Annotated in this window: 31 protein-coding genes and 1 tRNA gene; 14 read left to right on the plus strand and 18 right to left on the minus strand. The window is 68.7% G+C overall.

Translation table 11 applies throughout. The features are described from left to right. Window positions 1-18: 18 nt before the first annotated feature. Window positions 19-828, minus strand: coding sequence for an N-acyl homoserine lactonase family protein (locus ACQUS7_RS00890; protein ID WP_435128685.1), 810 nt, complete (start codon window positions 826-828; stop codon window positions 19-21). Window positions 829-933: 105 nt separating this feature from the next. On the opposite strand from ACQUS7_RS00890, the gene ACQUS7_RS00895 reads away from it, so the two are divergent. Continuing rightward, on the plus strand, window positions 934-1,938 hold the full coding sequence (locus ACQUS7_RS00895; RefSeq protein ID WP_435143640.1) for an aldo/keto reductase: 1,005 nt from the start codon (window positions 934-936) through the stop codon (window positions 1,936-1,938). A 272-nt stretch (window positions 1,939-2,210) separates the two neighbouring features. Continuing rightward, window positions 2,211-3,542: a hypothetical protein gene (locus ACQUS7_RS00900; protein WP_435143643.1), complete on the plus strand. Its 1,332-nt coding sequence runs from the start codon at window positions 2,211-2,213 to the stop codon at window positions 3,540-3,542. A gap of 57 nt (window positions 3,543-3,599) precedes the next feature. On the opposite strand, the gene ACQUS7_RS00905 is transcribed toward ACQUS7_RS00900, so the two are convergent. After that, entirely contained in the window at window positions 3,600-4,037 is a 438-nt protein-coding gene (locus ACQUS7_RS00905; RefSeq protein WP_435128677.1) for a hypothetical protein, read from the minus strand. Window positions 4,038-4,167: 130 nt separating this feature from the next. On the opposite strand from ACQUS7_RS00905, the gene ACQUS7_RS00910 reads away from it, so the two are divergent. After that, window positions 4,168-4,908 (plus strand): YqjF family protein, encoded by a 741-nt coding sequence (locus ACQUS7_RS00910; protein WP_435143646.1) that lies wholly within the window; start codon window positions 4,168-4,170, stop codon window positions 4,906-4,908. A gap of 14 nt (window positions 4,909-4,922) precedes the next feature. Here the strand turns inward: ACQUS7_RS00910 and ACQUS7_RS00915 are convergent, their stop codons facing one another. Further along, a complete protein-coding gene (locus tag ACQUS7_RS00915; protein ID WP_435143649.1) occupies window positions 4,923-5,693 on the minus strand; it encodes a protein sorting system archaetidylserine synthase in 771 nt (256 codons plus the stop codon). 223 nt (window positions 5,694-5,916) lie between these two features. Between ACQUS7_RS00915 and ACQUS7_RS00920 the strand changes: the two genes are divergently transcribed. Both ACQUS7_RS00920 and ACQUS7_RS00925 read left to right on the plus strand, forming a co-directional pair. Continuing rightward, window positions 5,917-6,363: a RidA family protein gene (locus ACQUS7_RS00920; protein ID WP_435143651.1), complete on the plus strand. Its 447-nt coding sequence runs from the start codon at window positions 5,917-5,919 to the stop codon at window positions 6,361-6,363. Between the two features lie 83 nt (window positions 6,364-6,446). Then, window positions 6,447-6,860 carry a plastocyanin/azurin family copper-binding protein gene (locus ACQUS7_RS00925; protein WP_435143653.1) on the plus strand — a complete coding sequence of 138 codons (414 nt, stop codon included), beginning with the start codon at window positions 6,447-6,449 and terminating at the stop codon, window positions 6,858-6,860. Window positions 6,861-6,941: 81 nt separating this feature from the next. Here the strand turns inward: ACQUS7_RS00925 and ACQUS7_RS00930 are convergent, their stop codons facing one another. From ACQUS7_RS00930 to ACQUS7_RS00945, 4 genes are read right to left on the minus strand one after another with little or no spacing between them, the layout of a single operon-like run. Further along, window positions 6,942-7,583 carry a 30S ribosomal protein S3ae gene (locus ACQUS7_RS00930; RefSeq protein ID WP_435128662.1) on the minus strand — a complete coding sequence of 214 codons (642 nt, stop codon included), beginning with the start codon at window positions 7,581-7,583 and terminating at the stop codon, window positions 6,942-6,944. Next, the gene (locus ACQUS7_RS00935) at window positions 7,580-7,837 is read right to left on the minus strand and encodes a KEOPS complex subunit Pcc1 (protein WP_435128659.1); all 258 of its coding nucleotides are present in this window, start codon (window positions 7,835-7,837) and stop codon (window positions 7,580-7,582) included. Before ACQUS7_RS00935 ends, ACQUS7_RS00930 begins: the two co-directional genes overlap by 4 nt. Further along, window positions 7,834-9,042: an exonuclease RecJ gene (locus ACQUS7_RS00940; RefSeq protein ID WP_435143658.1), complete on the minus strand. Its 1,209-nt coding sequence runs from the start codon at window positions 9,040-9,042 to the stop codon at window positions 7,834-7,836. The genes ACQUS7_RS00935 and ACQUS7_RS00940 overlap by 4 nt, the downstream gene beginning before the upstream one ends. 37 nt (window positions 9,043-9,079) lie before the next feature. Beyond that, on the minus strand, window positions 9,080-9,550 hold the full coding sequence (locus ACQUS7_RS00945; protein ID WP_435143661.1) for a 30S ribosomal protein S15: 471 nt from the start codon (window positions 9,548-9,550) through the stop codon (window positions 9,080-9,082). A 291-nt stretch (window positions 9,551-9,841) separates the two neighbouring features. Here ACQUS7_RS00945 and ACQUS7_RS00950 point away from each other — a divergent pair. The 9 genes from ACQUS7_RS00950 to ACQUS7_RS00990 all read left to right on the plus strand — a co-directional run bounded on the left by ACQUS7_RS00950 (window position 9,842) and on the right by ACQUS7_RS00990 (window position 14,314). Further along, window positions 9,842-9,913, plus strand: a tRNA-Ala gene (locus ACQUS7_RS00950). 178 nt (window positions 9,914-10,091) lie between these two features. Next, a complete protein-coding gene (locus ACQUS7_RS00955) occupies window positions 10,092-10,346 on the plus strand; it encodes a DUF7563 family protein (RefSeq protein ID WP_435143664.1) in 255 nt (84 codons plus the stop codon). Continuing rightward, complete coding sequence (locus ACQUS7_RS00960) at window positions 10,343-10,543, plus strand: hypothetical protein (protein ID WP_435143667.1); 201 nt, start codon at window positions 10,343-10,345, stop codon at window positions 10,541-10,543. Before ACQUS7_RS00955 ends, ACQUS7_RS00960 begins: the two co-directional genes overlap by 4 nt. Continuing rightward, window positions 10,540-11,124 carry a hypothetical protein gene (locus tag ACQUS7_RS00965; protein ID WP_435143669.1) on the plus strand — a complete coding sequence of 195 codons (585 nt, stop codon included), beginning with the start codon at window positions 10,540-10,542 and terminating at the stop codon, window positions 11,122-11,124. The genes ACQUS7_RS00960 and ACQUS7_RS00965 overlap by 4 nt, the downstream gene beginning before the upstream one ends. Beyond that, window positions 11,114-11,278 carry a hypothetical protein gene (locus ACQUS7_RS00970; RefSeq protein WP_435143672.1) on the plus strand — a complete coding sequence of 55 codons (165 nt, stop codon included), beginning with the start codon at window positions 11,114-11,116 and terminating at the stop codon, window positions 11,276-11,278. Before ACQUS7_RS00965 ends, ACQUS7_RS00970 begins: the two co-directional genes overlap by 11 nt. Continuing rightward, complete coding sequence (locus tag ACQUS7_RS00975) at window positions 11,268-11,477, plus strand: hypothetical protein (protein WP_435143674.1); 210 nt, start codon at window positions 11,268-11,270, stop codon at window positions 11,475-11,477. The genes ACQUS7_RS00970 and ACQUS7_RS00975 overlap by 11 nt, the downstream gene beginning before the upstream one ends. After that, entirely contained in the window at window positions 11,467-11,706 is a 240-nt protein-coding gene (locus ACQUS7_RS00980; protein WP_435143677.1) for a hypothetical protein, read from the plus strand. The genes ACQUS7_RS00975 and ACQUS7_RS00980 overlap by 11 nt, the downstream gene beginning before the upstream one ends. Beyond that, on the plus strand, window positions 11,703-12,209 hold the full coding sequence (locus ACQUS7_RS00985) for a DUF488 family protein, N3 subclade (RefSeq protein WP_435143680.1): 507 nt from the start codon (window positions 11,703-11,705) through the stop codon (window positions 12,207-12,209). The genes ACQUS7_RS00980 and ACQUS7_RS00985 overlap by 4 nt, the downstream gene beginning before the upstream one ends. Next, window positions 12,206-14,314: a TetR/AcrR family transcriptional regulator gene (locus ACQUS7_RS00990; RefSeq protein ID WP_435143683.1), complete on the plus strand. Its 2,109-nt coding sequence runs from the start codon at window positions 12,206-12,208 to the stop codon at window positions 14,312-14,314. The genes ACQUS7_RS00985 and ACQUS7_RS00990 overlap by 4 nt, the downstream gene beginning before the upstream one ends. A gap of 326 nt (window positions 14,315-14,640) precedes the next feature. Here the strand turns inward: ACQUS7_RS00990 and ACQUS7_RS00995 are convergent, their stop codons facing one another. From ACQUS7_RS00995 to ACQUS7_RS01045, 11 genes are all read right to left on the minus strand, one after another. Beyond that, the gene (locus ACQUS7_RS00995; RefSeq protein ID WP_435143686.1) at window positions 14,641-14,940 is read right to left on the minus strand and encodes a type II toxin-antitoxin system RelE family toxin; all 300 of its coding nucleotides are present in this window, start codon (window positions 14,938-14,940) and stop codon (window positions 14,641-14,643) included. 10 nt (window positions 14,941-14,950) lie between these two features. Beyond that, window positions 14,951-15,220, minus strand: a complete 270-nt coding sequence (locus tag ACQUS7_RS01000) for a ribbon-helix-helix domain-containing protein (RefSeq protein ID WP_435143689.1) — start codon at window positions 15,218-15,220, stop codon at window positions 14,951-14,953. A 110-nt stretch (window positions 15,221-15,330) separates the two neighbouring features. Beyond that, window positions 15,331-15,810 carry a helix-hairpin-helix domain-containing protein gene (locus ACQUS7_RS01005; protein ID WP_435143691.1) on the minus strand — a complete coding sequence of 160 codons (480 nt, stop codon included), beginning with the start codon at window positions 15,808-15,810 and terminating at the stop codon, window positions 15,331-15,333. Beyond that, window positions 15,807-17,621: a sigma 54-interacting transcriptional regulator gene (locus ACQUS7_RS01010; RefSeq protein WP_435143694.1), complete on the minus strand. Its 1,815-nt coding sequence runs from the start codon at window positions 17,619-17,621 to the stop codon at window positions 15,807-15,809. The genes ACQUS7_RS01005 and ACQUS7_RS01010 overlap by 4 nt, the downstream gene beginning before the upstream one ends. Then, a complete protein-coding gene (locus ACQUS7_RS01015) occupies window positions 17,611-18,168 on the minus strand; it encodes a hypothetical protein (protein WP_435143696.1) in 558 nt (185 codons plus the stop codon). Before ACQUS7_RS01015 ends, ACQUS7_RS01010 begins: the two co-directional genes overlap by 11 nt. Continuing rightward, entirely contained in the window at window positions 18,165-18,473 is a 309-nt protein-coding gene (locus tag ACQUS7_RS01020; RefSeq protein ID WP_435143699.1) for a hypothetical protein, read from the minus strand. The genes ACQUS7_RS01015 and ACQUS7_RS01020 overlap by 4 nt, the downstream gene beginning before the upstream one ends. Further along, entirely contained in the window at window positions 18,470-18,772 is a 303-nt protein-coding gene (locus ACQUS7_RS01025; RefSeq protein WP_435143702.1) for a hypothetical protein, read from the minus strand. Before ACQUS7_RS01025 ends, ACQUS7_RS01020 begins: the two co-directional genes overlap by 4 nt. Further along, window positions 18,772-22,575 carry a hypothetical protein gene (locus ACQUS7_RS01030; protein ID WP_435143707.1) on the minus strand — a complete coding sequence of 1,268 codons (3,804 nt, stop codon included), beginning with the start codon at window positions 22,573-22,575 and terminating at the stop codon, window positions 18,772-18,774. Before ACQUS7_RS01030 ends, ACQUS7_RS01025 begins: the two co-directional genes overlap by 1 nt. A 283-nt stretch (window positions 22,576-22,858) precedes the next feature. Further along, window positions 22,859-24,100, minus strand: coding sequence for a hypothetical protein (locus ACQUS7_RS01035; RefSeq protein WP_435143709.1), 1,242 nt, complete (start codon window positions 24,098-24,100; stop codon window positions 22,859-22,861). Beyond that, window positions 24,097-25,038, minus strand: a complete 942-nt coding sequence (locus tag ACQUS7_RS01040; RefSeq protein ID WP_435143711.1) for a hypothetical protein — start codon at window positions 25,036-25,038, stop codon at window positions 24,097-24,099. Before ACQUS7_RS01040 ends, ACQUS7_RS01035 begins: the two co-directional genes overlap by 4 nt. Then, a complete protein-coding gene (locus tag ACQUS7_RS01045) occupies window positions 25,038-26,831 on the minus strand; it encodes a hypothetical protein (protein WP_435143714.1) in 1,794 nt (597 codons plus the stop codon). The genes ACQUS7_RS01040 and ACQUS7_RS01045 overlap by 1 nt, the downstream gene beginning before the upstream one ends. Window positions 26,832-26,841: the final 10 nt, after the last annotated feature.

A 26,841-nucleotide genomic window follows, 5' to 3' on the forward strand; every position in this document is an offset into this window, starting at 1 on the left:
CGATGCTGCAGCCCGTCGCTACTCCAGTCTGTTCGGCGAGTCGGGGAGCGCCTCGAAGTCCGACCGGTCGTGCGCGAGCGTCAGCGTCGCGTCCTCCCGGCGCTTCAGGTCCCGAATCGCCCGCGCCGACTCCAGGGCGGCCTCGGTGTCCCACGCGAACGGCGGCTGGAGGTCCTCGGCGAGCGCCTGCTGCGTGAACGCGAGGTCGCCGCCGAGAATCACGGTCCCGAACTCCGGCAGTTCGACCTTCACGGACTGGTGGCCGGCGGAGTGGCCGGGCGTCGGGATGCACTCGACGGTGCCGTCGCCGAACACGTCGAAGCGGCCGGACAGCGCCGTCACGTCGTAGTCGGGTGACCGGAGGACGCCGAAGTCGCCTTCGAGGTAGAGCCGCCGCTGAATCGGGTCGGCCGGCCACCACGCGTACTCCAGTTCGTCCTGCTGGACGAGGAACTCGGACTCCGGGAAGTCGGCGACGCCGCCGGCGTGATCGAGGTGGAGGTGCGTGAGGACGACGTAGTCGACGTCGCCCGGGTCGTAGCCGAGGTCCGCCACCTGCCGGACGGCGCGCTGGTCGGCGGTCATCTCGATGTCGTCGGCCGCGAACTCCGACATGTGCGGCGCGCCGTAGGCGCCGTACTCCGCCGGGTCCTGGAGCATCTCGTGGCTCGTCCCGGTGTCCACGAGCACCGTCCCATCCGGGTGGTCGACGAGGTAGAACGGGGTGAGCGACGGGTACGTTTCGCCGGGCCGTTCGAGCCGCATCATCGAACTGTACTCGTACTCCCAGTCGGCCGCGTTCATCGCGTACAGTGCGGGTCCCGCCATCGCCCGCCAGTTCGGCGAAGACCCGGAAAAGTGAACTGGCGGCGTCACCCCGGGCTTCCGGTTGCTGAACGTTTTTGCGGCGACGCGCCGAGCAGTGAAGTGAGAATGTCTGATTCAGTCGACCTCGAGTTCGTCCCGCTCGGCGACACCGGCCTGCAGACGAGCGAACTGCAGTTCGGCACCTGGCGGTTCGGCAAGGAGACCGAAGCCGGGAACGTCGAAATCGGCGAGGAGCGAGCCCACGAACTGCTCGACGCCTACGACGCGGCGGGCGGCCGATACATCGACACCGCCGACGTGTACGGCGGCGGGAAGAGCGAGGAGTGGATCGGCGACTGGCTCGCCGACCGCGACCGCGAACGGTACACGGTCGCCTCGAAGATCTACTGGCAGATCCGCGACGGCGACCCGAACAGCCGCGGCACGAACCGGAAGAACGTCCGCGACCGCATCGACGCCCTCCTCGACCGGCTCGGCACCGACTACGTCGACGTCCTCTACATCCACCGCTGGGACGACGAGACGCCTGCCCGCGAGATGATGAAGACGCTGAACGGCCTCGCCGAGGACGGCAAGGTCCACTACCTCGGCGCGTCCACACACCGGCCGAACGCCTGGAAGGTCGCGAAGGCGAACGAGATCGCGCGCCGGGAGGGCTGGGAGCCGTTCACCGTCGCGCAGCCGCGGTACAACCTCGTCGACCGCGAGGTCGAGGGGGACTACCTCGAGATGACGCGGTCGTACGGCATGGCGGTCTGCCCGTGGAGCCCGCTCGGCCAGGGATTCCTCACCGGGAAGTACACCCGCGAGGACGGCCTGACCGGCGAGTCCCGCGCCTCGGAGTCGTCGCGGTTCGAGGAGGCGTACCTCACCGCGGAGAACTTCGACGTCCACGACGAACTGGACGCGGTCGCCGACGAGGTCGACGCCTCGCCCGCGCAGACGGCGCTCGCGTGGCTGATGCACCGCGACGGCGTCACCGCACCCATCGTCGGCGCGCGGACCGTCGAGCAGCTCGAAGAGAACCTCGCGGCCGCCGAAATCGACCTGACGGACGAGCAGGTCGACCGGCTGACGGCGGCGAAAGGCGGCCCGTACGCCGACATCTGAGGCCGCGCCCGGAGCCGCACGCCGGAGCCGCACGTCCGGTCGCCGGTCGTCGTCTCCGGCCGGAACGAGAGCGTGATTCGTCGCTGACAGTTCTTTTCGATGGACAGGTTTCTGAAGTATCGACGGGAGCCGCTGAATCCGGCGGAGTGAGGCCGTACCTTCATTATACTGGTTGCCAATGCGTTGACCAGAAGTGAACAATGCAGTCAGGGCCTCCTTCCGCGGCGGATCTGTACGTCGAGAACAGGACGAACCAGACACAGTCGGTGTCCGTGAGTTGCCGGACGGACACGGGGGTCGTCTTCACTGAGGAGGCGGACATCGACGCCGGGAAGTCCGCGCGGTGGTCGACCGAGACGACGAAGCCGTTCCAGGTCGGGATTCGAGTGCAGCAGGGCCCGAAAGGCTCAGAGCGGTTCTCCCCGGACCGACTGGACGGCGACGTCACCGCGACCATCTCCCGGACCGGCATCTCGTTCTCCACGGACGAAGGCGGCCAGTCCGGCGGCGCGTCCGGGTTCGGCGGCGGGACGCAGAGCACCGGTCGCTCAGGCGACTCCCGCGGTTCCCGCCGCTCTCGGACCTCCGGCGCTTCCGGGCGCTCGGGGGACTCCCGGGACGCCGGGGAGTCAGCGCGGTCGCAGCGGAGCCAGAACCGCGGATCGACCGGCGACCGGAGCGGGTCGTCCGCCTCGTCGTCGGAGTCCGGGTTCCGCAGCGAACCGCACGACGGCGGAAGCGACGACGAGCCCCGCGGAACCGGAGGGCGCGACAGAGACGACCGGTCGTCGCGTCAGGACGGCGACACCCGCGGTAGCAGCGGCAGCGACGGGCGCGGGTCCGGGAGCGACGACCGGCGCGACTCCGACCGGGAGTCGTCGGCGCCGGAGTCGGCGGGCGACCGCGGAAGCGACGACGCCGACGACCGCTCGCGGGAGCGCGGGCCGAGCGGCGACGAGATCTACTGCCGGAGCTGCGGCGAAATCATCAAGCAGAACGCCGAAATCTGCCCGAAGTGCGGCGTCCGCAACGCCGCCCAGAACATGCGGTCGGGGCGCAGCGGCGCCGGGTCGTCCGGCCAGCGCGGCGGCCAGCAGCGCCGGTCCGGCGGGTCGCGGCGGCAGTCCGCGGGCGCGAACGGCCAGTCGGCGTCGCGGCAACCGCAGCAGCAACAGCAGCAGACGCAGTCGGAGCCGTCGGGGACGTGGCGGTACGGCGTGATGTTCAGCGCGGGCCTGTGGCTGCTCGCCGGGGCGCTGCTCGCCGCCACGGCGCTGCTGTTCCAGAGTAGCGGCCTGTCGGGGATGACGCAGTCGCTCGGCCTCGCGGCGCTCATTCCGCCGGTGCAGCTGCTCGGCTGGGTGGTGCTGCCGCTGTCGCTGTACTTCGACCTGAAGTACGTCGACTACCACGTCGACGACTGGCCGCTCAGCGGCCGCCTGTACATCGCCGCCGCCCTGATTCTGCCGGTGATGACGCAGATTCTGGGCGCGGTCGCGCTGTTCGTCGGCGGCGCCGGCCAACTCATCGGCGTCGTCATCCCGCTCATCCTGGTCGGTATCTGCGTCCGGCACCTCCGGACGCGGAGCCGCCTCGTCGACTGACGGCTGAAACTCCCTCGCGTTAGTCGGCCGCACGAGGGGAGGCGGTTCGTTTCAGGCTTACTGGACGTCCGTGAACGTCGTCCACACCTTCTGTTTGGACTCGTCGTACGGCTGGCTGGAGCCGCTGTTCAGGTTCCGGTAGTGAATCAGGCCCTCCAGCAGTAGGATGAACAGGTACGTCCCGACGGTGCTGAACGCGAGCACGATGTTGAACAGGTGTCGGAGCGGCCGCTGGTACTTCCACGAGTCGATGATGGAGAAGATGAGGCCGTAGCTCTGCTGTCCGGTCTGCTGCTGTTGCATCTGGGCGCCGCCGGCGTTACCGTGCCCTCCTTGACCAGCTCCTTGCCCGGCGTGTCCGCCGTGGTTCCCGCCGCCCTGCCCGGAGTCGGTCGGCTGTCGGACGCCGCACTCGGGGCAGATTTCTGCGCGCTCCTTGATGACTTCCCCGCAGTCGATGCAGTAGACCTCGTTCGGCCCTGGCTGAGATGGCATCGTACGCGAATACAAGTCGGATACCGTAACAGTACTGGAAAATTACAGGACAGGGTCGGTGAAACAGTCCGCCGCCGGCGCGCCGGTGGCCGGGAAAAGCGCCTTACCGCTCCCGGCCGACTGAGAGGGCATGGTGGTCCCGCTACACATGGGGTGGCGAAACGTCCTGTTCGCGAACTGGCCGGTCGACCCGGAGACGGTTCGGCCGCACGTCCCGGAGGCGCTCGCGCTGGACACGTTCGACGGCGACGCGTGGCTGTCGGTCGTCCCGTTCACGAACGTCGACGTCAGACCGGACGCGGCGCCGCCCGGAACCGGGCTACCGCTCCCGGAGTTGAACCTCCGGACGTACGTCAGCGACCGCGGTGGGGACGGCGGCGGAGACGACGGAGACCGCGACGGAGGCGACGCGGACGGCCGGCCCGGCGTCTACTTCTTCAGCCTCGACGCGCAGGGCATCTTGAGCGTGCTCGGCGCCCGCGCCTTCCACTACCTCCCGTACTACTACGCCAGAATCAGCCTCTCCGCGGCGGACGGCGGCGTCGAATTCCGGAGCCGACGCGTCCACCCCGGCGCCCGGCCCGTCCAGTTCCGCGCGACCTACGGGCCGACCGGCGAGCAGTTCCGCGCCGACGACGGGTCGCTCGCCGAGTTCCTCACCGAGCGGTACCGGTACTACACGGAGGACACCGCGGGCGCGATTCGGTACGCGGACATCGACCACGAACCCTGGCCGCTGTTCGACGCCGACGCGACGTTCGAGACGAACACGCTGTTCCGCGCGAACTGCTTCGACCCGCCGGAGTCGGAGCCGGTTCACTTCTACAGCCCCGGCGTCGACGTCGTCGCGTCGAAGAGCAAGCGCCGCTGAGCGGGCGCCGCAGTCTACGCCGCGTCGCCGTCTTCGGCTTCGACGGCCACGCCGTCGCCATTTCTGTCAGCACCCTCCGCGTCGCCGTCCGCGTCGTCGACGTCGCGCCAGTAGAACGACGGCCCGAGGAAGGTGTAGCCGAGCGCGAGGAACAGCAGCGCGAACGCGAACACGGCGCCCGGGCGGCCCGTGAGCAGGACGGCGAGCGCCTGCACGGCGCCCATGACCAGCGCGTCCTGCGCGTGCAGGTCGGGGTAGCGGACCGGCGTCACCATCCCGGCGGCCAGGACGGCGCCGAGGGCGACGAGCACCGCCGGCGTCCCCAGGTGGGTCAGCACCGCGGCGGCGACGACCGTGGCCGCGAGCGTCGTCTGGACGCCGTGGGTCGTCTTCTCGCCCTCGTCTTCGACGTTGTAGACGCCGAGTCTGACGACGGCCATCGTGACGAACGCCGCGGCGACCGCGAGCGTCGCGGCGAACCGGAGCGGCGCGTCGGCCCACGGCCACCGCTCGGTTCCGGCGACGGCGACGATGAGCGCCGGGGCGACGCCGAAACTCGCGACGTCCGCGAGCGAATCCAGGTGCGGGCCGACCGCGGTGCCGCCGTACCGCCGGGCGAGGACGCCGTCGAGGCCGTCGGCGATGGCGGCGAGCAGCACGAGGCGTGCCGCCAGCGTCGGCGACACCGCGGCGGCGACGGCCGCGAGCGTCCCGACGGCGGCGTTGCCGACCGTAACCGCGTCCGCGACGCCGAGGCGAGTGAGGAACCGCGGCCGCTCGCTCATACCCCTACGGTCGACACACCGGACTTTACGTCTTTACATCCCCGGAGCGGCGCCGCGGCGACTCCGCGACCCGGGAGCGACGGTCGGCGGTCGACTCGGCGGGCCGCAGAGCCGTCCGTGAGTTGCCTCGGGTGGCTTTTCCGCGTCGGCGCATAGTTCTGTGGCTCCCCGCGAACTCGTTCGCGTCCCCAACCGTCATCGGGTGCCGCCGAGACGCCGAGGCATGGAGAAGACGGTGTTCAGACGCGAGAACCGCGGCGACGACGCGGTGGCCGCGACCGCGGTGCGCACCCGGCACGACGACCACGACCACGTCCAACTCGACGGCGTCGTCGGCCCCGGCGAGACGCCGCGCGAGCAGGCCCGGCGGGTGCTGCACTTCGCCGAACGGTTCCTGCGGGAGTACTGCGACGGCGAGCTCTCGGACGTCACCATGATTCGGCACTTCGTCAGCGACGACGCGCTCCCGGACGCCGAAGCGGAAATCGGCGCGGCGTGCCGCGAGTACTTCGCGCCGCCGGAACTCCCGGCGACGGTGATGGTCGGCGTCAGCGACGTCGTCGGCGGCGACCGCGACGTCAAAATCGAGATGGAGGCGACGGTGCCGCACGACCGCGACGGCCACGACGTCGACGTCGTCGAACTCCCGCCGCCGCCCGGCTACGTCTGACTGAGACGCGCCCGGCGACGGCTCCGGCCGGCGGCGAACCCGGAACCGCGGCCCATAAGCCCGCGCGGTGCCGACCCTCGGACATGGACAGACGCCGCTTTCTCGCGGGCGCCGGCGCCGCTGCGTCTGCGTCGCTCGCGGGCTGTCTGAACCTGACGCCCAACCCGGACGGCTACGACGTCGGCATGACCGCGCAGGCGTTCATGCCGTACAAGGTGTCCGTCAGCGTCGGCGACACCGTCGTCTGGAAGAACACGTCGACGCGGGCGCACTCCGTCACCGCCTACGGCGACGAGATTCCGGACGACGCCGAGTACTTCGCGACCGGCGGCTTCGACACCGAGCAGGCCGCCCGCGACGCGTGGGACGGCAAACGCGGCGCGATCACGACCGGGCAGACGTACAGCCACACGTTCGAAGTCGCCGGGACCTACCAGTACTTCTGCATCCCGCACGAGCAGGCCGGCATGCAGGGCGTCGTCGTCGTCGAAGAGTGAGGTACCGTCGGCTGTCTCGGCGGCGTCGCGCGACAAAAACGGGAGAACGAATCGTGAGCCGCGGAGCGGCGCGTCGACGCGCTACTCTTCGACGTCGACGTCCTCGTCGGCGACGTCGACTGCGGCTTCCTCCTCGGCGGCGACCTCTTCGGGGCGCGCTTCGAGGCTGAGCTTCTTCACTTCGACGCGGCGGAGCGGGTAGATCTGCTTCGCCTCGCCGTAGATGGCGGAGCTGAGCCGCCCTTCGACGACCGAGTCGACGAGCTGCTCGAAGGTGCGCTCCTCGGCGGCCTCCTCCACGAGGTCGATCATGACCGAGCGGATGGCCTGCTCCTGGCTGCGGTCGGCCTTCTTCGTCGTGAACGCGACCGGCTGGATGCGGACGCGGTAGTCGTCGGTCGTCAGCACCGTGATGGTGAGGTCGACCTTCGAGGCGCCGCGGCGGACGAGCGAGCGCAGGTAGTCGCGCGTCAGCTCGTACTGCGTGAACTCCGTGTACGCGGAGTCCGAGCCGACGTCCGTGATCTTGAACGTCAGCTTCGTGTTGTTCTGTCCCTGGTCGCCGGTGAGTTCGCCGAGCGTCGTCTCGACGGTCCGTCCGATGACCTGATTCGGTTCCTCTGCCATGGTCTCACCCAGCTCCTCGCGGTCGAACTGCTCGGGGGCGAGCACTGTGTACCAGCGCTTGCCCTGTCGCTGTCGTGAGACTGAACGTTCACTCATTGTGTGTTGGTGTAGCTGCGTGCGGTTTCGATGACGTCCGTCGCCACTGCCACGTTCACGAGGTAGTCGTCGGTCGACGCCTGCAGGCCACCGGTGCGCTCCCGGCTGATGCGGGTCTCGACGCGGTCGGCGTCCGCTTCGGTGTCGACGTCGGCGGTGTTGTCCGGGCTGACCGCGGCCGCGACGGTCGCGGCCGCGTCGGCGTCGCGGTGACGGGTCTCCACGACCGCGGAGCGTCGCTGCTCCCCGGTCACGGCTGCACCGCCTCCCTGAACGCCTGAACGAACGCCTGGACGTCGCCGTCGAACCGGGCGTCGCCGCGCCGACCGTCGCCGGTCGCGTCGCCGCCGGTCGCGTCGGCCGCCGCCGCGAGCGCCGCGCTCACGTCGGCGTCGGCGTCGGGTGCTGCTGCGGCGGCGGCCGCGCCGCCGACCGCGTCGTCGCCAGCGCCGTCCGCCTCGTCGCCGCCGTCTGCGACGCGGGCGACGACGAGCGCGACCGGCTCCGGCGACCGGTAGTCGCGAGCCAGCCGCGCCGCCGTCGCGAGCGCCGGCACCGCCGTCGGCTCCGCGTCGACCCGGACGACGAACACGCCGTCGTAGCGGCCCGTCGTCGGGTCGTCGAGGAAGCCGTGGGCGGTGCCGGCGTGCGTCCGCCAGCACTCCAGCGCGTCAGCGCGCGCCGCGTCGGCACCGAGCGCCAGCGACACGCCGACGCCGGGCCGCTCCCGGGCGACGGCGTCCAGGACGTCCGCGTAGCCGCCGAGCGTCTCGAACGGCCCGGTCGGCGTCGCGTACGGCCGGAGCGCGCGTTCGACGGCCTCGGTCGCCCGCGGCGGCGCCTCGGCGGTCGCGTCCAGCGCCACCGCCGAAGCCAGCCGCCGATGCGCGTCGTCGTCCGGCTCGGCCGGGAAGCCGAGGTCGGCGAGCAGCGCCCGCGCCGCCTCCGGGTCGCCGGAGCACGGCAGGCGGAGCAGCGTCGACGACGCGAGCCCGTCCGCGACGTCCGCGGTCGGAACCGCGACGCCCGGTCGGCGCCGAACGGCGCCGCGGCGCTCCGCCTCCTCCAGCAGCGCGCCGCTGCCCGCGCCGCCCGGAACCGCCTCCGCGGCGACGACGCCGGCCAACCCGACGACCGGGTCCGGCTCGGCGCCGAGCGCGTCGACGACCGACGCGGCGACGACCGACAGCGGCCGGTCCTCGCCGCGGACGGACTGCGCGTCCGGCGCGTCCCAGCCGAGCGCCACCGCGGTCCCGTCGCCGGCCGGCACCGACCCGTCGCGGGTGGTGCGGACGTGGAACGGCGTGCCGCGGTCGCGAAGCGCCCGCGCCAGCAGGCCCGCCGCCGCGAGCGCGTCCCCCGTCGGGCGCGCGCACAGCCGAACGAAGCCCGCGGTCGACAGCGCAGACGCTACGCGCTCCGGGTCTGCGTCCGCGCGGCCGGGCTGCGTCGACGACATGTCGGTGTGGTCCTCGTGATTCGTGGGTCGTCTGTGGTTACTGCTCGTCGAGCAGGTCGACGGCGACGTCGTAGCTGTACGTGAAGTCCTCGTCGAGCTCGTCGCCCCGGTAGTAGTTCACCAGGCGGCGAATCTTCGACTCGGTGTTCTGGAGCGCGCGCTTGTTCTGCGCGTCCTGCGGATTCTCCTCCATGTGCTCGCGGAGCCGCACCGCGCGCTCGAAGAGATTCCGGAGGTCCTCCGGGAGCTCCGGAGCAGCGTCGTGCTCCTCCAGAATCTCGGTGACCTTCTTGCCGGTCGCGAGCTTCACGTCCGGGACAGGCGTGCCTTTCACGCCCTCGTCGCGAAGCTTCAGACCGATCTGGCTGGGGTCGTGCCCCTGCTCTGCGAGTTCGACGACGCGCTCCTCCACCGCGTCCGCGTCGACGTCACTCCACTCCGGGGGTTCGTCTGCCGCCGGGTTGTCCGAACCGGACGACCCGCGGCGGCGTGTATGCATTCGTGCCATCGTTCTGAGATTGGAACAAGGGCCGCAGAAGCGAGCGAGCCGCCGCCGATCACGCGGACGCCGACGCGGATGCGCCGCGCTGCGCCGCTGACCGACGGGGGCACCTCCGCAATCCCAAGCCCAAACGGGCGAGTCAGATTTGCGGCCGTGCTGTTCCCAACGACCAATCGTCGCGGCGCGCAGTAAACCGTTTCGGGTTCGCCGTCGACCCGGGCCGTGCGCCCGCGTACCGAACCGCCCCCTGAGTCGAAGGGCTTATCTATCGAACCGCGGTACGTCGATGTGCAGCGCGGGCTCGTAGATCAGTGGTAGATCACTCCCTTGGCATGGGAGAGGCCCCGGGTTCAAATCCCGGCGAGTCCATCGCTTTATAACCCCTCAAATCCGCCGCTGTACTGCGGTTTCCGGGGGTGGGGTTTATGTCTAAGGTCCTCAGTCTCGACCTCGACAACCTCCCCTCCCCCATCTGCGACTACTGCGGCGGGTTCATCCACGACCCAGACCAACAGTGCCCAGCTCGTGATTTCGGGAGGTGTCGGCCATGAACCGCCTCGATACCGGCGGCTCCCGAACCTGCCGCCACTGCGGCGTCCACGTCACCCGCCGCTTCTGCCGCGTCTTCGGCGACGACAACGACATCGCCCACCGCTGCCCCGCCTGTGACACCCGCGGCCGCATCATCGCCGGCAGCGCCGCCGGCAAAGACGTCGACAAAGTCGACCCGCAAACCGACTCCAACCGCAACCGCGGCAGCCGCGTCGACGCACCCACCCTCACCGACGGAGGGCCACGATGACGGAGTACCTCAAAATCCTCACCGACGAGGACATCGACGACGAAACACTCCGTCGTGCAGCCGACCAAGCGACCCGCGAACTCGCACGCCACGGCGTGGATCTCCAGGGCGTCGCACCCGTCCTGGACGACCGCACGTACACCGCCCTTCGGGCCGCGGACCCGTACGAGCCCGACGACACGGGTGATGCCGAATGAGCTCCGGCCGCGCCAGCTCGGTCGCCTCCCGCGACCGGCAGATCCGCCGCGACCTCGAGCCCGACGTCGGCCCGCTCGACGACAGCCACGAGTGTGAAGCCGGCCACTGCGACGACCCCGCAGTCTTCGCGGTCCCCGCACCGGAGGGCGGCGACGCCCGCTTCTGTGGATTCCACCTCGCGTGGTTCCGCGACCACCACCCCGGCATCTGGACGCGGCTCCAGTCGGCGCCGAGCCACATCCTCGACGACGACCCCGACGAGTTCGCCGTCGTCGGCCGGCGCTTTACCGCCCTCGAGGACGCTCCGAAACGCATCCGCGGCGGCGAGTTCGTCCGCGTCGCACTGCTCACCGACGGCCGCGTCCTCTACGAAACCGCCGACCCCGACGACCAGGTCGACTACCTCGCTGTCAACGCGAAGCTCACCGAGACCGCGTCCGGAAGCGTCCCGGTCGACCGCGCCGGCGACTGGCTCCGCGCGAACCGACAGAAGCACGGCTGGCTCGACTGCGAAGAGTCAGTCAGGCGCGCGCTCCGCGGAGAGGAACAGCAGAACGGAGGTGATCCAGATGGCGAGTGACGAGCCCGACCGCGAAGAGAGCCGTCTGCTGGCGCGTGCGTACGACGACGTGGACGGTGGGCACATCGCCGACGTGTACTCGTGGGAAGCCGTAGTCGAGCTCGAAGGCGCTTGGTGGGTCCGCATCGAGGAGGTGGCTCCCCGTGACGAGTGAGAGCTCTGGCCCTCGTACTCCTCACCACTTCGAGGACTGCCCCGAGTGCGACGGCGACCTCGAATACCAGACGCAGTCAGATGCGATGTGCCAGGACTGCGAAGCAGTGTTCATCCACGAGATTCGAACGTCTCGACACCTTCTGTGGCGGTTCACGCACGAGGACGGACTAACCGAGGTGGTCGCCCGTGCCGAGTAACGAACTTCTGCTCGCGGAGTGGTCCGAGACACCGTACACGAGCATCGAACGGCGCGGCGCCGTCGTCGAACACCGCGTCGTCGCTGCCTACGACGGCGTCGGCGCCGACGTCCGCCACGAAGTCCGTTCCGGCGACGTCGACCGCGTCCCCTCGACGTGGACCGAAGCCGACGTGATCGAAGCCCGCCCACACGGCCTCTCGCGGTACAGCCGAGGTGACACGCGGTGAGCACAGTCAGGACCACCTACTTCGGTGGCTTCGGCAGCGTCGTCGAACCCGACCACGACGCAGTCGTAGTCGGTGTCGTTCGCTACCCGCAGGAGTTCGTCGAAGACGTCGTCGACCGAAACATCCCCGCACTGGCGCCACCGCCAACCCTGCTCGACGCGTACAAAGCCGTCGAACAGGCCGCCGAACGCGACGAAGCCCGCCGACCATCCGCCATCGCGTGGGACAGCATCGACTTCGAACAGCGATACCGAGAGTTCCTCACGAACGCCGGCCAGCAGCAGGTCCTCGGCACCCTTCGCAGCCGCCTCGAGGACGACACGCCGGTCTGGCTCGTCTGCTGGGAGAAAGACGCCACCTACTGCCACCGACGGCTCCTCGCCGACGTCCTCGCCGACTCCCTCGACGTCGACATCGTCCACTCCCCTGACCCGTCGGACCTGGAACGCTCCAGCGCGCCGACGCCGACCTCGCTGACCGAGTTCGGAGGTGAGTCGGCGTGACCGACGACGAGGACCGCATCGACTTTCTCGACCAGTTGGACAGCGACGTCGACATCGTCGAATCCGCGGCCGACGACTCCATCGAGTCCGACGTCGACTCCGCCGACGCCGACCGGCTCCTGGCTGCAGACGACGCAGCGAACGTCCGGAGCCACATCGACCAGGAGACGCGGCTCGCGTCCAACGAGCGCGCCGCTGCTCGCCGACGCGACCAGCAGCCCACGGACACCGAGAAAGCCGACAGCGCCCGACGTCGCGCCACACTCGGCGTCGACGACCCAGGCATCCCGGAGTCCATCGACCCCGACGACCCGATCCCGGTCATCGAGCCGCACATCCACGAAGTAAACGCCCATCTCCTGTTCACCGAGGAGAACTACGACGCCTTCGGCGACGACGACGTCTCCGACCTCAGCGATGGCGAGGTACTGCAGCGCCACGACGACGACGCCATATCGCCGTACTGGGCCATCGTCTCTCAGTGGGAGGAACACTCCGTCCTCGAGCAGCGCTACGGGACGTTCGACGCGCTCGGCGACGAATGGGAGTTCATCGACGGCGACGAAGACGGCGGCGTCAAGTTCTGGGAAGGCAAGCTCGCCGCCCGCGGCCAATCGTTCGACGCCTTCAACGAGTACCAAATCGGTATCCGCGCCATCGACCAGGTCGCCGAGCGGAAGATCTCGCTGCAGTTCCGGCCGGCGCTCCCGGTCGCAACCCACAGCGAGACCGGCGACCAAATCGGGAACATGCCGCGCGACATGCCGTACGGCGTCCGCGTCCAAATCGGCTCCTCAAACGTCGGGCCACAGGACGCACTAGAGGTCCTCCGGGCGCTCGCCGACCACCTCGACATCAACCCGGACTACTTCGCCGACGACCGCATCCACAGCTGGAGCCGCGCCTTCGGCGTCGGCATGTACGTCCGCCTCGACCGCGACATCGGCGAACGCAAACTCGTCGGCCGCGGCGCCCTCATCGACCGGCTCGCCCGCTTCGGCTCCACCACCGAAGGCAGCACCGGCGAGTACCACTGGGACAACGAGGACGTGATGGGCCACCGAACCGCCGTCACCCTCGACAACGTCGCCTGGAAGAAGCTCCTCCCAGACAACCACTTCGCGAAGCTCCTCAAGTACTACCACCCCTTTTTCGCCCGCGGTGAGTCGACATCCAGCGACGACGACCCGCTCGCCGACCCGAAACTGGAGATGCAGTTCTCCAACGAACACAACCCAGAAGGCTCCGTCCCGTGGCGCAGCGACGACGTCCTCGACTTCCAGGACCTCATCCAGGAGATGGAGGACGCGCTGATCAACACCCTCGACTGGGCGAACGTCAGCACCCGCGCCGACGACCGCGTCTACACCGCCGACGAGTACTGGGAGCCGACCGAATCCGTCCGCGACCACGTCGAGATCGTCCCCGACCCGATGCCGCGCGTCGAGGCCCACGAGAACGCCGCCGCCCTCCGCCAGTTCGCACAAGGCGGCCCGTCACCCGACCAGCGCGGCGTCGTCAGCGCCGTCGCCGACGGCGGCTCCGCACAGCACTGGCGCGACGTCGCCGACCGCGCCGACGTCAGCAAGTCCACCGTCTACCGCGCCGTCGACAACTTCGACGACATCCTGCGCGTCGAAAACGGCCGCGTCGGCTTCGAAGACGGCGTCGTCCGCGACCGCATCGACGAACTCCTCGGGTCGTTCAACAACGCCATGGAGTGGGTGCGCGGCAAAGCCGGCCAACTCGCCGACCAAGCACAGCGATTCGCCGACGCCAGCTCGGCACTCGGCCGCTGGGCCCGCCGCCACCTCGCACACATCGAAGAGACCGCCGACGGCCTCCTGGTCGACCTCACCGGCCGGCCACTCGCCGAACGCCACCTGGAAGAACTACTCCGCGCTGGCTTCGAAGCAGCCTACCAGGACGGCACCAGCGCCGCACGAACCTTCGTCGACGACACCCGCTTCCGCTGGTCCGCCGCCGAACGTGACGGCGCCGTCCGCGAGTCCAAAAACGTCGTCCTCGAGGAGGCAGGCCGCGTGAAAATCTGCGGAAACAAACGCGCGAGCTTCGGCACGACCCGGTCGGCGACCCCCCGGTAGCGCGCCGACACGTGAGAGGCATCACCGCCCACCACCTTCTTTTCAGACACCGAAGTCGCGCTAAAACCCTCTAATCCTCAACTACGCTTGTGTTCAGGGAAGCCAGGCAACGACAGTGAACCGTGGGTCGAACCGCGCCGTCCCGCCAGCTGACACAGCACCCCTTACGGAGTGTGCCTAAGGGCACAAGAAGCCAAATACCCCTCGCCGCTTCGCGGCTCGGACCGCACCCCCTCCGCAACACAATACCTCCGCACCGCAGAAACAGCCCCGCCCCGCTTCATCTCGCCAACGAACCCGATCCCCGTCGCCAGAGCAGTTATCGCCTACTCATCGTCTCGCCACGACCCCCAGACCTCTCGATACTTCCCGAGCTCACGGTACTCTTTCTTCCGTTCGAACGCGTCGATGGCGTAGAGCACCTCGTTGTCCTTGTCCCAATCGACCAGCAGGCGGAAGTCACCGACACGAAGCTTGTAGCCAGGATGGTTCTTCAGCCGGTCAAGGAAGTGACCAGGGAAGTCCTCGATGTCCTCCAGCTTGTTGAGGATTCGCTCCGCATCCTCCGTCTCGAACTGTTCCAGCGTTTCGACCAACGTCTCCGTCAGAACGACGTCGTGACCCACTGTTTGGCCCTCAGTCCTCGTCGATACCGAGGCGTTCGCGGGCCTCTTCTGTCGACATTGTCCGGCCCGCCTCCACGTCCGCATACCCCTCCGAAACTCCCTCCTGTGCGCCAGGCGTCAGAATCGGCTCCGTGGTGTCGCGTAGCACCTCCCGGATAAACTCCGACCGGTTGGTATACTCCAGTTCCTCGGCCAATTCGTCGATCTCCTCCAGCAGCCGCTTCGGGACCTTGACGTTGAGTTTCACCATGTCGCCGTTGTCGTCCGTGTCTGTGCTCATACATCGTGGTACGCAGGTGGTACCCAAAGAATTGTCGCTCATCCGTCGTCGCAGCCCGGGCCTCGGCCCAGCCGGGCTGCATCACCCGCCGAACCGGCCGACGCCACACCCTACGTGACGCCGGCCTCGTGCGCCTCCATCGCCACCCGCGGCGTGTCCGGCACCTCACGCCCCAGACGCGCCTTGATCGCCTCCGCGTACTTCGGGCCGATACCGGGCACCTGCTCCAGCTCCTCGAGCGACGCACGCCGCACCGCCCGCTCGCTTTCGAACGTCGCTGCGATGTTCAGCGCCTTCTTCGGCCCGATACCCGACACCGCCGTCACCGCCCGGAAAATCTGCTCGTTCCGGTCGTCCAACAACACCTGCTTCCGCCGCTCCATCTCCGCCTCAGAGATGAGGTCGCGCCGGTACGCAACGTCGATCTCCGCTTTCGTCCGCGGGTCCCGCAAGTCCAGCAGCCCCAGACGCGCCTGCCACTCCACCGGCAACTTCCCGCCGCGCTCCTCGAGCATCCCCTTCGCCGTCGAGATAGCCACGCACGACACGAAGATACCGGCAGCCACCAGCAGGTCCACGGAGACCGTCATGCCGTCACCCTCCCCTCGCTGACGACGTCCAACGTCCCCGTCGCGACCATGTCCTCGACGAGCTGCTCGACATCCGCCGTCTCCGTCCCGGTCTCCTCGGCGACCGATTCGACGACGGCTCCGCGGTTGGCGCCGTAGCCTTCGCCCTCGTACTTCAGGTCGGCAACTGCCTCCAGCACCGCGCCCGTCGGTGACTCATCCGACACTACCGCTTGGCCGTCCTCGTCAACCTCGACGATTACCTCATCGCCGGGGTCGAGTCCGCACTCCCGGAACATCCGCGTCTTCAGCCGCGTCGCACGCTCAGCGTCCCGCATCTCGATAGTGTCCGAATGCCGCGCTCGAGCGCTCGCGGATGCCAGCCGGACGATGTCGTGGAGCGACCGCGGCGTCACCGGCAGCTCCCGGCCGACCTCGCGCTCCTGCTCGACCAGCCGCAGCTTCGTCTCCACGTACCACAGCCGCAGCGCGTCCTTCACAGCGTCGTCGCCGAACACCGGGTCATACTCCTGTGCTTCCGACAGATACGCCCGGAGCGTCGCCTCGTCAACATCCGCCTCGACGTCCTCGAGGAGCGAGTCGTCGACGTCGACGCCCGACGCTTGCTTCGCGGCCGCGTCCCACGAGTCCAAGACGTGGCCGCCGACCGCGTCGATCTCCGCCTCCTCGGTGCGCTCCCGGGGACAGAAGATAAGGTCGAATCGGGTCAGCAGCGGCGAGTACAGCGACGACTGCGCGATAGCCGGTTCGTCCTCGTGGAAGTGGCCGTCGTCCGGGTTCGCCGCCGCGAAGACAGCTGTGTCAGCCCGCAGCGTCGCCTGCTGCCCGTACTTCTCGATAGTGATCTGACCGTCCTCCATCGCCTCCAGGAGCGCGTGCTGCTCGCTCGACCCGGCGCTGTCCAGTTCGTCGACGAACAGCGCGCCACCGGACGCCTTCGGCACAGCGCCCGCCGTGATGGTCGCAGTGCCGTCCGTGAAGCCGTCCTTCGTGATGGCGGCAGTCAGCCCCGCCGCCGACGTTCCGTCGTTCCCTGACGCCTTCGCGCCCCGACGCGACAGCCGCTGGATGGCGTCCCCGAAGTTGCTCTTCCCGGTCCCCGGGTCGCCGATGGTCGCGATGTGCATCGTCCCGCGGTACTCCTTCCCGTTCTCGCCGTCCACGTCACGTCCCCCGACGAGTTGCAGCACCAGCGCCTCTTTCAGATGCTCGTCACCCTCATGATGCGGCAGCGCCGCCCGTGCCAGCGCCGGCACCGGGTCGGCCGCCCGCCGAAGGTCGCCGAGCAGCGCCTCATCGACGTCACCCGACGACACCATGTCGTCGTCCAGCGGCTCGAGGTCGTCGACGACGTACGCCTTCTTGAACACCGTCTGGCCACGGTCGCTGACCGGCTGGAACGTCGCCGTCACACGCACACGTTGGCCACTCTCGATATCCTTCCGTGCGAGGTCTCGAGTCAGGTAGAGATCCACCGACTCGGCGGCGCCGTCCGACAGCGCCTCTGGCGGCTCCTGCAGCCGCACCTTCATCCAGTCGACCCAGTCCGACTCCTCTTTGTCCAGGTAGTAGTTCGCCGTCTTCCGGTCACAGCACCGCGACACCGCCGGTTTTCGGAGCGGCCCGAGGCCCTGCTGAATCGGCCGCTGCGGCCTCCGGCACCGCTGACAGCACCACACGGCGACGTCCACCTTCGGTCGGACCGCGGACCGCTTCACTACCTGGCCCTCGAGGACCACGGTGTCCATGACGTCCTGTGCGCGCGCTTCTCCGACCGCGATTTCCCGCGCTGAATCCACGTTACTGCTCATCGGTCTCCGTCTCGTCCAGTGGTTCGCCGAGGACACGCTCCTCGGGCGTCTGTTTCGGGCCACGGTACAGGTACAGCAGTGACCGGCCGAACGCGGCGCCAGTTCGGACGACGCCGAACACGACCGCACCCGCGTACACCGCCAGCGCCGCCAAGTAGTGCGGGTACTGTAGCACCAGGTCGGCAGAGAGGCTGCCGGTCGTAGCGACGACCGGCGGCTCAACCGCTCCGACGACAAGCGAGGCAGTGACGGCGCCAGCGAGGCTCTCCGCGACCACGTACGACGGCCGGTCGTAGTCAGCCTCAGCTGTCCGGAATCCGGTGTAGGCCGCGTACGTGAACCCAGCAGTCACCAGAACAGAGTGGAGCCCCCACAGCGGCCCGAGCGTCGCGAGGGACGCCTCGTACATCGACAGCCCCCACAGGATGGCTGCCACAGCGTACCCGGTTCGCGGATGGTACCTCGCGACCCGGTCCGCTGGCATGAACGCCACCGTGACGGCCCGTTGGACGGTTGCGGCGACCCGGTGGGCTGTCGCGAGCATCACAGCGGCACCTCTTGGAGGACCTTCGTCAGCGGGTCCAGCGCCAACTCGGCGACCGACGTCCCGATGACCGCACTTAGGACGCCGTCGACGGCGCCCAGCAGCACCAGCGTGAGAACCAGCGCTAAGTGGCCGACGGCGATGCGGCGATACCACGCCGACGAGACGATGTACTTGCTCGCGCGCCAGCTCTGACTCAGCACCACGTAGCCGATCAGTGCTGCGAGCAGCAGCTTCGCGAGTCGGCCACCCCAGACGATGGCGGCCTCAAGCATCCCGACCGGGAGGACCAGCGGCGCTGATGTCACAGCGCCACCTCCGGCGCCGTGGCCGTCAGGAGCCCGAGCAGCGCCTCGACGTCAAGTACACCGAGCTTCACGAGCCCGATGAGTGCGACCATGACCGCGACGGCGGCGACGACACCGTACAGCGCGGCGGACCGGGCGACTGTCCGCGCGAACCCCGCAATCCACGCGAGCTTGTAGCCCGTGTACGCCAGCCCTGCCGTGCCGATGATGCTGCCGGCGGCGACACCCTCGACGCCGATCTTGTCGAGCGCCAGTTCGACGAGCGGCCGGAGCAACCCGGCCACCAAATCCAGCGCCATCAGTTGTTCCCTCCGTCCGACTTGAGGCTCTCAGGGAGCCGGTTCACGACCGTCACGTCACTGTCCGAGTCATCCGACCCCGACCCACCGGAGCCACCCGACCCGGACGAGCCGCCGTTCAGGTACCGCCAGACGGCGTACGCACCGAGCCCGACACCCAGCACGCCGCCGAGTCGAATCGCAGGCTCAAGGCCGGCCGCGAGCGACCCACCGAGGTTGTCAGCGATGGAGCCCGGCGCGATGAACTCCAGGCCGAGGATGCTCACGAGGACAGCGCCGACGATGATGCCGGCGATCCGGATGCGTCGCCCGCCCGGGAGGTACCGCGACCCGAACAGCAGCGTCAGCAGCGCCAGCGCGCCGCCGACCATCACCGGAAGCGGCCCCTGTGTCAGCATCTGCCGGAACGTCCCCGGCGCGACGACCTCAACGCCGATGGCGGTCACCGCCAGTGAGACACCGGCGAGGAGAGCGTAGTCCCGCCGGCTGTTCACGCCATCGCCGTACTTCGTCATCAGCAGATACAGCAGCGCGAACGACCCAGCGATGCCGCCGATGACGGCGCCGATACGCAGCGTCTGCGACCCCAGCGGCGTCGAGATACTCTCCTCTTGCGCAGGGATGATTTTCAGTGTCTCCGCCGAGTCGTCGTCGGTCAACGCGACGCCGTTCTCGGCAGCCTTCGCCTGGTCGTACGTCGCACGGTGACTGGTCGACCACAGCGTATACCGCTCGCCTTCGGTCGCCCGCAGCCAGGTGAACACGACCGGGTCGCCCACGGTCTGCCCCGGATCAACGGCGAACTGCCGGTCGCCGACCGACTGGACCGTGACGACGACATCGCCGCGCTTCGGTTCAGCGACCAGCGGCGAGTACGTGAGTCGCGCCGTCGACTCCTCGACCGCGTTCGGGAACCGAAGCCACTGCCGGCCGTCCGCAGTGATCCGTGACTCCGGCGACGGGTTCTGCCACTCCATGTTCGTCGCGTCCAGCACGCGGCTGTTCGCGACACCGAGCGCGAACCCGTCCGACGCGTTCACCACCCGAATCTCCGTGTCCAGCTTGTGGCCCGGCGTCGTCGGGTCCTCGATAGTGATTTCGCCATTCCGGACCCGGACCCGGTGCCCGATAACGTGGATACGGACCGTTTCACCCTCAGAGACGTCGCCGAGTTCCGCGGTCAGCGTCCCGTTCTCGTAGCTGTACGCGGCCGACTCCATCCGGCTGTACGACGCGTTCTCGCCGCGGGCGATCTCCAAGGTACTCACCGAGACTACCGAGTCGTGCAGCGACATCGTCAACGTCGCGTTCTGTTGGTCCTCGGCGAACGTCTTGTTCACCCAGCGCTCCTCGCGCCACGCGGTCGCGTTGTACCGCGTCTCGTGCGTCGTCTGCGCCTGCTGCTGGTAGTGCAGCCCAACCCTCGGCACCGGCGCGTCCGCGGACAACTCCTGCCCGACACGGACGACCAGCTGGTTCTCGCCATCCACGAGCGCGCTCTCGGAGATGTTCAGCGTCGTCTGCTCGCCCGGCGCCAGCGTCGACGACGTACTGAACGTGTTGCCGTTCACTACGACCGTCGGCGACGCCGAGTGCGTCACCTCAGTGTACGTCAGGTTCACGCTCGTTGTCGACCACCCCGACGTCGCGACGGTCGCCGAGTAGCTCCCAGGCGTCACGTTACCGAGACTCCGCGACACCGTCGCACCGGGAGCCAGCGTCCCGCTGTACGACGCATCCGGCGACCCGTCACCGTTCAGGTCCAGCGCCGGGTTCTCCGTCACGATGTGCTCCGTCGTCTGGAGCTCCCAGTCGAACGCCGGCCCGGAACCGCTGAACCCGAGCTGGTTCGACCCGGTTGCGAGCGTCCCGTTGGACACTGCGACCGTCGCCGTCTCCCCTGGGCCGAGCACGCCGCTGTACTCGGCGTCGACGGTGCCGTCGTTCCCGATGTCGACGCCCGGGTCCTCTGTCGCAACCCGTTCGTCGTAAATGACTGTCCAGTCCGGCAGCGGGCCGCTCGCCGTCGATGAGTCGACCGTGGCAGAACCACTTGTCAGCGAGTCCAGTGGCACCGTCGCGTTTTCACCTGACGCCAACACGCCCGAGTACGCCGCGTCCGCAGACCCGTCACCGTTTACGTCAACTGACGGATCCGTGGTCGCACTGACTTCGTCGAATGACAGCGTCCACGACACCGACGAACCTGCGGCGGTCGACGTTGGTGCAGTGTAGCTCCCCGGCGTGAGGCCGTCTGTTGACACGGTCTTCGTTTCGCCTTCAGTTAGAATTCCCGAAACGCTCGCGTCGGCGGAGCCGTCGCCGTCGACGTCCACGGACGGGTTCTCGGTCGCCGTCCGGTCGGTTTTGGTCAGCGACACGTCGAACGTGCCAGCGTCAGCGTTCACGGTGAGCGACGACGCCGACGCGGACAGGTTGACGGAGCGCGTAACTGTCTCTCCGGCGGTCATGCTGCCGATTGACGTGGTCGTGCCGTCGTTGAACGACACCGAGACGGAGGAGGGCTGCTGCGGTATCAGCACCCACGACCCGTAACGGTTGTAGCTGTACCCGCTCCCGCCGTTCCCGGCCGGCCAAGTCGCGTATCCTGCTGGAGCACCCGTCTGCGTGCGGAAATCGTAGCTTTCACCGAAGTTGAGCAGCGTGATTCGGAGCGTGAGAGTTGACTGCGCCGTGAAATCCTGCACGTCGACGGTTGTAGTCCCCGATTTGAGGGTTCGTGACTGCTCATAAATCACGGTCCCGTCGGACACGTCCATGTCGGCGCTCTCACCGTTCACTAACGCAATTCTGACCGTTCCCGTATGGTCACTCCCGGTGTCAGCTTCCGTTAAGTCGAATGACAATTTTGAGTAGGTCTGACTCGGGGCGCCGCCGACGGTGTATTCTTTGGCGGTTTCGCCGCCCCCGCCGAGATAGCTGTCGAGACTTGACCACTCTTGATACCCTGAACCGGTGTGGGCTGTGACCGACAGCCGTGGGTTTCCGCTCGCCGGGCCGGTCGGGGCGATGTTGCCGTTCGTGAACGTCCGCGAGGTTCCTGGCGAGAGGCCGGTAAACGAGGCGTCGCCGTTCGCCGTCGTCGTCTCCCCGCGGAACGTCACCTGCTCGTTAACTGCGGGCTGGTCCCCGCCGACCGAGTAACTCGTCGACGCGCCGTCGGCAACGACGCCGGACGACACGGACCGCGAGGTCGACGATTCCCGACCGACGAACTTGATTGTCGGATTCCCGCCGCTCGACGGCCCGACCGGCGGCAGGTCACCATTCACGGTAATCGTAGAGTCACCCGTACCGGTCGGCGTGTACCGCGACCCCGTCGACGCCGAACCAGTGAACGTCACCGTCGTGTTCGTCGGGTCGCGGTTCCCGCTGACCGAGATGCTGTCCGTCGACCCGCTCGAGGCCGTCCCGGACCAGAACGCGCCGCGCGTCTCCTCGGTCCCGACGAACGTCACTTGCGGTGCGCCCGACGCCGGCCCGCGCGCCGGCTCCGTTCCGGCGACGTCCACCGGCAGCGTCCCGCCGTCAGCCAGCGCTGTCGCCGACGAGCTCTCGGTCGCCGTCGACTCCACGCCGGTCAGCGTCGCCGTCGCGTTCTTCGCGCCGTCCGGGTCCGCGAGGTCGAAGCTGAACGTCGAGCCGTCCGTCGCCGCATCAGCCGAGATACTAATCTCGCCTGTCAGCGACGTCTGGCCGAGCGCCGCCGTCGGCACGACCGCGCTCGCGACGACCAGCACGACCAGCAGCAGCGCCACGCCGCGCCTGCTGTCTCGACTCACGTGCTCACCTCGCTCAGCCCGCCGAACGTCTCAGGTTTCGCGCAGGTTCCAAGGAGCGTCGAGGCGCCTGGCCGCGCACGCAGTACTGCCCGCCCAGACCCGTGGGGGGTATTCGCGTCATGTCTGAATACCGCGCGCGCGTAAACGCCGCCGGCGCCGACCGCGAACCGCCGGGGCGGGGTGACGCCCGCCGATTTCTGCGACGCGACCCCTCGGGTTCGCGACGCTTCTCGGAAGCGCTCGAAGCACGAGCTCGCAGCGAGCCGCAGCGACGCGGCGCGGATCACGCCGCATCCCCCCGGGTGGTCGAGTCCGTGGCTGGCTCGAGGTACACCTTCAGGTCGCCGGAGATCGGCTTGTCGCTCGGCGGCCACCGAATCACTTCGAACTCGGACTCGTCGTACAGGACGCCGGCCCCGATTGCCTCGTTCGAAATCAGGTCCGTCTCCATCGGCACCGTCTCCATGCCGGCCGGGATGGACGCAGCGCGGCTCGTCCGCGGGTTCGCCGACCCGCTCATGTGGACCCGGAACCGGATGCGGTCGCGCCACAGCGAGTGCGCGTGCTTGTACTTGTGGCCCGCGAAGTAGCGCGCCACGCCGTTCTTCCGGAAGTCCTCCATCGCCTCGCCGATGAGCTTCACCTTCATCCGCGTCAGGAACTTGTCGTTGGCGACGCCCTCGGCGGCCAGCGACTGCACCTCGTCGCAGAACCACGCCACCCAGCCCGGCATCGGCTGCTCCACCTGGCTGAGCCCCCAGCCGAACCACCAGTGGTCCGCCGGGTCGTCCTCGCTGAACCGGACCTCCTGCCGCTTGTTCGCGACACGCCGGTCCGACTCCTCGTAGACGTACTGGCAGCCACGCAGCTCCGGGTCCGGGAACACGACGTGGAAACAGCCGCGCTCCATCACCTGCTGGTTCAGATGCATCACGTCGCGGTACTCGACGACCTCGCGAGCGATGTCCTCGAGCGGCACGTCGACGCCGGAGACGTCCGGCCGCTCCTCTTTCGGGACGAGCCGGGCGGTCGCCTCGTAGCCGTGCGGGATGCAGATCCGGGCGATGGGCGCGAACGGCAGCCACTCTGACCGCGACCCGGTGACTGCGCGCCACACCACGTACGCGTCGTTGTGCTCCATCTCCGCGGCCGACAGCCGCCGGAACAACGTCGACTTCCCGCGGCCCTCCGGCCCGACGAGAAACACGCCCTGGCCGCCGGACACCCGTTCGACGCCGCCGCCCCACGTATGGTCGTAGATCCGCGGCGTCAGCGGAATCGGGTCTTTCGCCTCCGGGTCGTCAGCCTCGATGGCGCGCTGTACCACTGCGTCCGACGGCCGCACCTCCTCGTACGAGGGCAGCCGCGGCATCCCGAACCGGCGCCGAAGATACTCGGCGTCCGTATGCAGCCGGTTGTCCGGCTGCCCGGTGATTCGCCGGTACTGCCGCGTCTCCGTATGCGGCTCCGGCAGGTTCTCCGGCTTCGGGAGGTCGAACTCGCTGCTTCCGTAGGTCGTGCTCATGAATCTGGATTTGTCATGTCGAATTCGCGCAGGTTGCTCTCGTCCGACTCCTCGCGGAGCTCCTGTGCGTGCTGCATCGCCAGCGGCGGCGCGAGCGCCATCGCCGGCAGAACGATTCGCGCCGCCATGTCCTCGCGGCGCCGCTCCTCGGCGCGCCGCCCCGAGTCCTCGAGAAGGATGCGTTTTGCTGCCTCCTCCAGTTCGATCCGCCAGTCCAGGTCCGACTCGATCCGGTGGGACTGCCCGAGCGTCACCTCGTCGAATCGGTGCAGCCACCGGTCGAGCCGGTCCTCGCTGCCGAAGCCGGCGAGGAACTGGTCCAGCGCAATCTCCTGTTTCTGTTTCAGCCACTCGATAGCCGGTCGCATCGCGAACATCGAGACGTCCGCGAGGTTCACCCGGTTGTCTTCTTGGACGTATTCGGCGGCGTCCGCCCGGATTTCGCGGAACCCGGCGCGGCACGCCGGCCGCAGATACTTCTTCGCAAGCCGGCGCCGGTGCCGCTGGGCCGCCTCCAGGTCGACCGGGTTCGGCCGGTACCGTGTCCGCCGGTCGCTCGTCACGAGACACGACACCAGGACGTCGTCGCGGGCGACCTCCGCGTACCAGTTCGGGTTCACGCGGCCGAGCGACAGCCACGCCGACTCGAGCAGGTCTTTCAGCAGCGCCGTCCGGCTGGTGTAGCCGCGCTGCTCCCAGCGCTCCAGGAGGTCGCGCTGGTCACGGTGGAGCTTGTCCTGCGCCGGATGCGCGGACTGCATCCGCTCGAGCCGCTCCTCGAGCGCCGTCACCAGGTCCTGGTCGCTGTCCGGCGTCGACGGCTGACTCACCGTCTGCACCTCCTCGAGCGACGCCGGCGCCACGCCGCCGTCCGTCGCGCGCTCCTCGCCGCCGTCGGAGTCGTGGTCGGCGCCGTCCCAGCCCTCGGCAGGCTGCATCAGTCGTCACCTCCGGCCGCCGAGGACGACGTCGCCGGGTCCTCCTCGACCATCTCGGATTCGAACGGGACGGAGTCCCGGTTGACGGCGTCGCTCGTGATGGACTCCTCGTCGCGGGCTTCCCGCAGCGCCTCGACGAGGTTGTTGTCGCGCTGGTCCATCCGCATGATCGTCTTCGCCATGTCGGTGATGGACCCGAACCGCTTCATCGCGATCTCCTGGTAGAACGCGGTCGCCCACGCTGCTCTCGCAAGCCCCGGCGCCACCGACGTCCGCGCGTACCCCTTCACGGGCTTCGTGAAGTACAGCCGCAGCGGGACGTACGCGAGCGCGCCCCAGAGCCACGACCCGATGAACTGCGAGGCGCCGACCATCGACGCCGCGAACACCGCGGCCACGGCGCCAGTCTGCAGGTAGTGCTCCATCGACAGCGACCCGGGCAGCACCGACATCTTCTGGAGCTCCTCGTCGGTCGGCGGCTCCGCGTCTTCATCGTCCCCGGTGTCGACGCCGTGGGTTTTCCACGGCCACGCGACGACCGTCGTCTCCGCGGTGTGCGCGACCAGCTCCGTCTCCGGGTCCTGCGCGACGAACACCAGCTTATCGTACTCGGAGCCGCCCGAGAGTTCGACCTCCGCCTTCTGGTTACGGATGTTCATCTTGGTGTAACAGCCGCTGAACCGGGCGTACCAGGCGTCGAAGCCGGACTCGTAGACCGCGAGGTCACCGTTCGGCATCTCCACCAGGTCGAAGTCGGTCATCTCGCCGCCGACCGCATCGAGCACCTGCGAGACGCTGTCCTCGTCGGCGTCCTCCTCAAGGTCGTCGACGCTTTCCAGCGGCGACGGCATCTGCTCGGTGTTCAGTCGCACGAACGCGACGCTCTGCACCGTGTTCTGCTGGTCCCAGGCGTTCGCGAACGCCGTCCAGCCGAGCGCGAATGCCCACGCCAGCGGCAGCGACACGATGAGGCTCGCCAGCGCGACGTAGCCGAACAGCCACATCGCTCCGGCGAGGAACAGGCCGCCGCCGATGAGCTTCGCGCGCCGGTCAGGGCCGGCGCCGCCTTCTCGGTTGAAGTAGCTCCCGGTGTACTGGCCGCCGAGAACACACGCCAGCCCGGGCAGCACAACCCACCAGAGCAGGTACCGCTGCAGGTCGCTCTGGTCGTTGATGTTGACCGGCGCGGCCGTCGCGACGGTCTTCAGCTTGAACGTCCACCGGAGCTCGGGCTGCGCCGGTGACCACATCGTCACGCGCACCTGGTCGTCGTAGAACTCGCGGAGCCCGATGTCCGCGTGCGGACGGAACACGCCCTCGAGCGTGAGCTGCTTCTCGTCGACCGCGATGACCTCCGCGGTCTTCACGGTCTTCGTCGTAGACGTGTTCCCCTCAGTCACCGTCCGCGTCTCCGTCGACGCCCGCCAGTAGACGACCGTCAGCGGAAGCTGTTCGTTCTCACCGAAGTCGCCGCTGAACAGCCGGATCTGCTGCCGGCGGACCGTCGTCGACGGCGAGATGAACTGCTGGCTGCCGCGCGAGCCGTAGCTCGCGAAGCCCGACGGCGGATACCTGACCAGCCAGTAGCCGCTCCCGTCGACTTGCCGCACCGACGGGAACTCCTGGCTGACCTGCGTGCCGCCTCTGGCCAGTTCGTCGTAGCTGTACGACGACGTCGCAGTCTGGTTTGCGGGTGCCGAGGCTGCCGAGACGCCCGTGACCGCCCCGATAACCGGGACCGCCACCAGCGCCCCCACAACCACCAGCACAGCCGCGAGAGTGCGCGTGTTCATGCTGAGCTCC

Origin of the sequence: Halobaculum sp. P14 (genome assembly GCF_051195155.1) — an archaeon.
GTDB lineage: Archaea > Halobacteriota > Halobacteria > Halobacteriales > Haloferacaceae > JBNTKA01.

Coding starts and splice junctions, on each gene's coding strand:
- ACQUS7_RS01025 (WP_435143702.1), bottom strand. CDS start 18,772: ATGGCGCTGGATTTGGTGGCCGGGTTGCTCCGGCCGCTCGTCGAACTG.
- ACQUS7_RS00945 (WP_435143661.1), bottom strand. CDS start 9,550: ATGGCACGAATGCATACACGCCGCCGCGGGTCGTCCGGTTCGGACAAC.
- ACQUS7_RS00905 (WP_435128677.1), bottom strand. CDS start 4,037: ATGCCATCTCAGCCAGGGCCGAACGAGGTCTACTGCATCGACTGCGGG.
- ACQUS7_RS00915 (WP_435143649.1), bottom strand. CDS start 5,693: ATGAGCGAGCGGCCGCGGTTCCTCACTCGCCTCGGCGTCGCGGACGCG.
- ACQUS7_RS01040 (WP_435143711.1), bottom strand. CDS start 25,038: ATGCAGCCTGCCGAGGGCTGGGACGGCGCCGACCACGACTCCGACGGC.
- ACQUS7_RS00895 (WP_435143640.1), top strand. CDS start 934: ATGTCTGATTCAGTCGACCTCGAGTTCGTCCCGCTCGGCGACACCGGC.
- ACQUS7_RS01045 (WP_435143714.1), bottom strand. CDS start 26,831: ATGAACACGCGCACTCTCGCGGCTGTGCTGGTGGTTGTGGGGGCGCTG.
- ACQUS7_RS01005 (WP_435143691.1), bottom strand. CDS start 15,810: ATGACGGTCTCCGTGGACCTGCTGGTGGCTGCCGGTATCTTCGTGTCG.
- ACQUS7_RS00925 (WP_435143653.1), top strand. CDS start 6,447: ATGGACAGACGCCGCTTTCTCGCGGGCGCCGGCGCCGCTGCGTCTGCG.
- ACQUS7_RS00970 (WP_435143672.1), top strand. CDS start 11,114: ATGGCGAGTGACGAGCCCGACCGCGAAGAGAGCCGTCTGCTGGCGCGT.
- ACQUS7_RS00940 (WP_435143658.1), bottom strand. CDS start 9,042: ATGTCGTCGACGCAGCCCGGCCGCGCGGACGCAGACCCGGAGCGCGTA.
- ACQUS7_RS00960 (WP_435143667.1), top strand. CDS start 10,343: ATGACGGAGTACCTCAAAATCCTCACCGACGAGGACATCGACGACGAA.
- ACQUS7_RS01035 (WP_435143709.1), bottom strand. CDS start 24,100: ATGAGCACGACCTACGGAAGCAGCGAGTTCGACCTCCCGAAGCCGGAG.
- ACQUS7_RS00930 (WP_435128662.1), bottom strand. CDS start 7,583: ATGAGTGAACGTTCAGTCTCACGACAGCGACAGGGCAAGCGCTGGTAC.
- ACQUS7_RS00910 (WP_435143646.1), top strand. CDS start 4,168: ATGGTGGTCCCGCTACACATGGGGTGGCGAAACGTCCTGTTCGCGAAC.
- ACQUS7_RS01000 (WP_435143689.1), bottom strand. CDS start 15,220: ATGAGCACAGACACGGACGACAACGGCGACATGGTGAAACTCAACGTC.
- ACQUS7_RS01010 (WP_435143694.1), bottom strand. CDS start 17,621: ATGAGCAGTAACGTGGATTCAGCGCGGGAAATCGCGGTCGGAGAAGCG.
- ACQUS7_RS00965 (WP_435143669.1), top strand. CDS start 10,540: ATGAGCTCCGGCCGCGCCAGCTCGGTCGCCTCCCGCGACCGGCAGATC.
- ACQUS7_RS00890 (WP_435128685.1), bottom strand. CDS start 828: ATGGCGGGACCCGCACTGTACGCGATGAACGCGGCCGACTGGGAGTAC.
- ACQUS7_RS00955 (WP_435143664.1), top strand. CDS start 10,092: ATGAACCGCCTCGATACCGGCGGCTCCCGAACCTGCCGCCACTGCGGC.
- ACQUS7_RS00920 (WP_435143651.1), top strand. CDS start 5,917: ATGGAGAAGACGGTGTTCAGACGCGAGAACCGCGGCGACGACGCGGTG.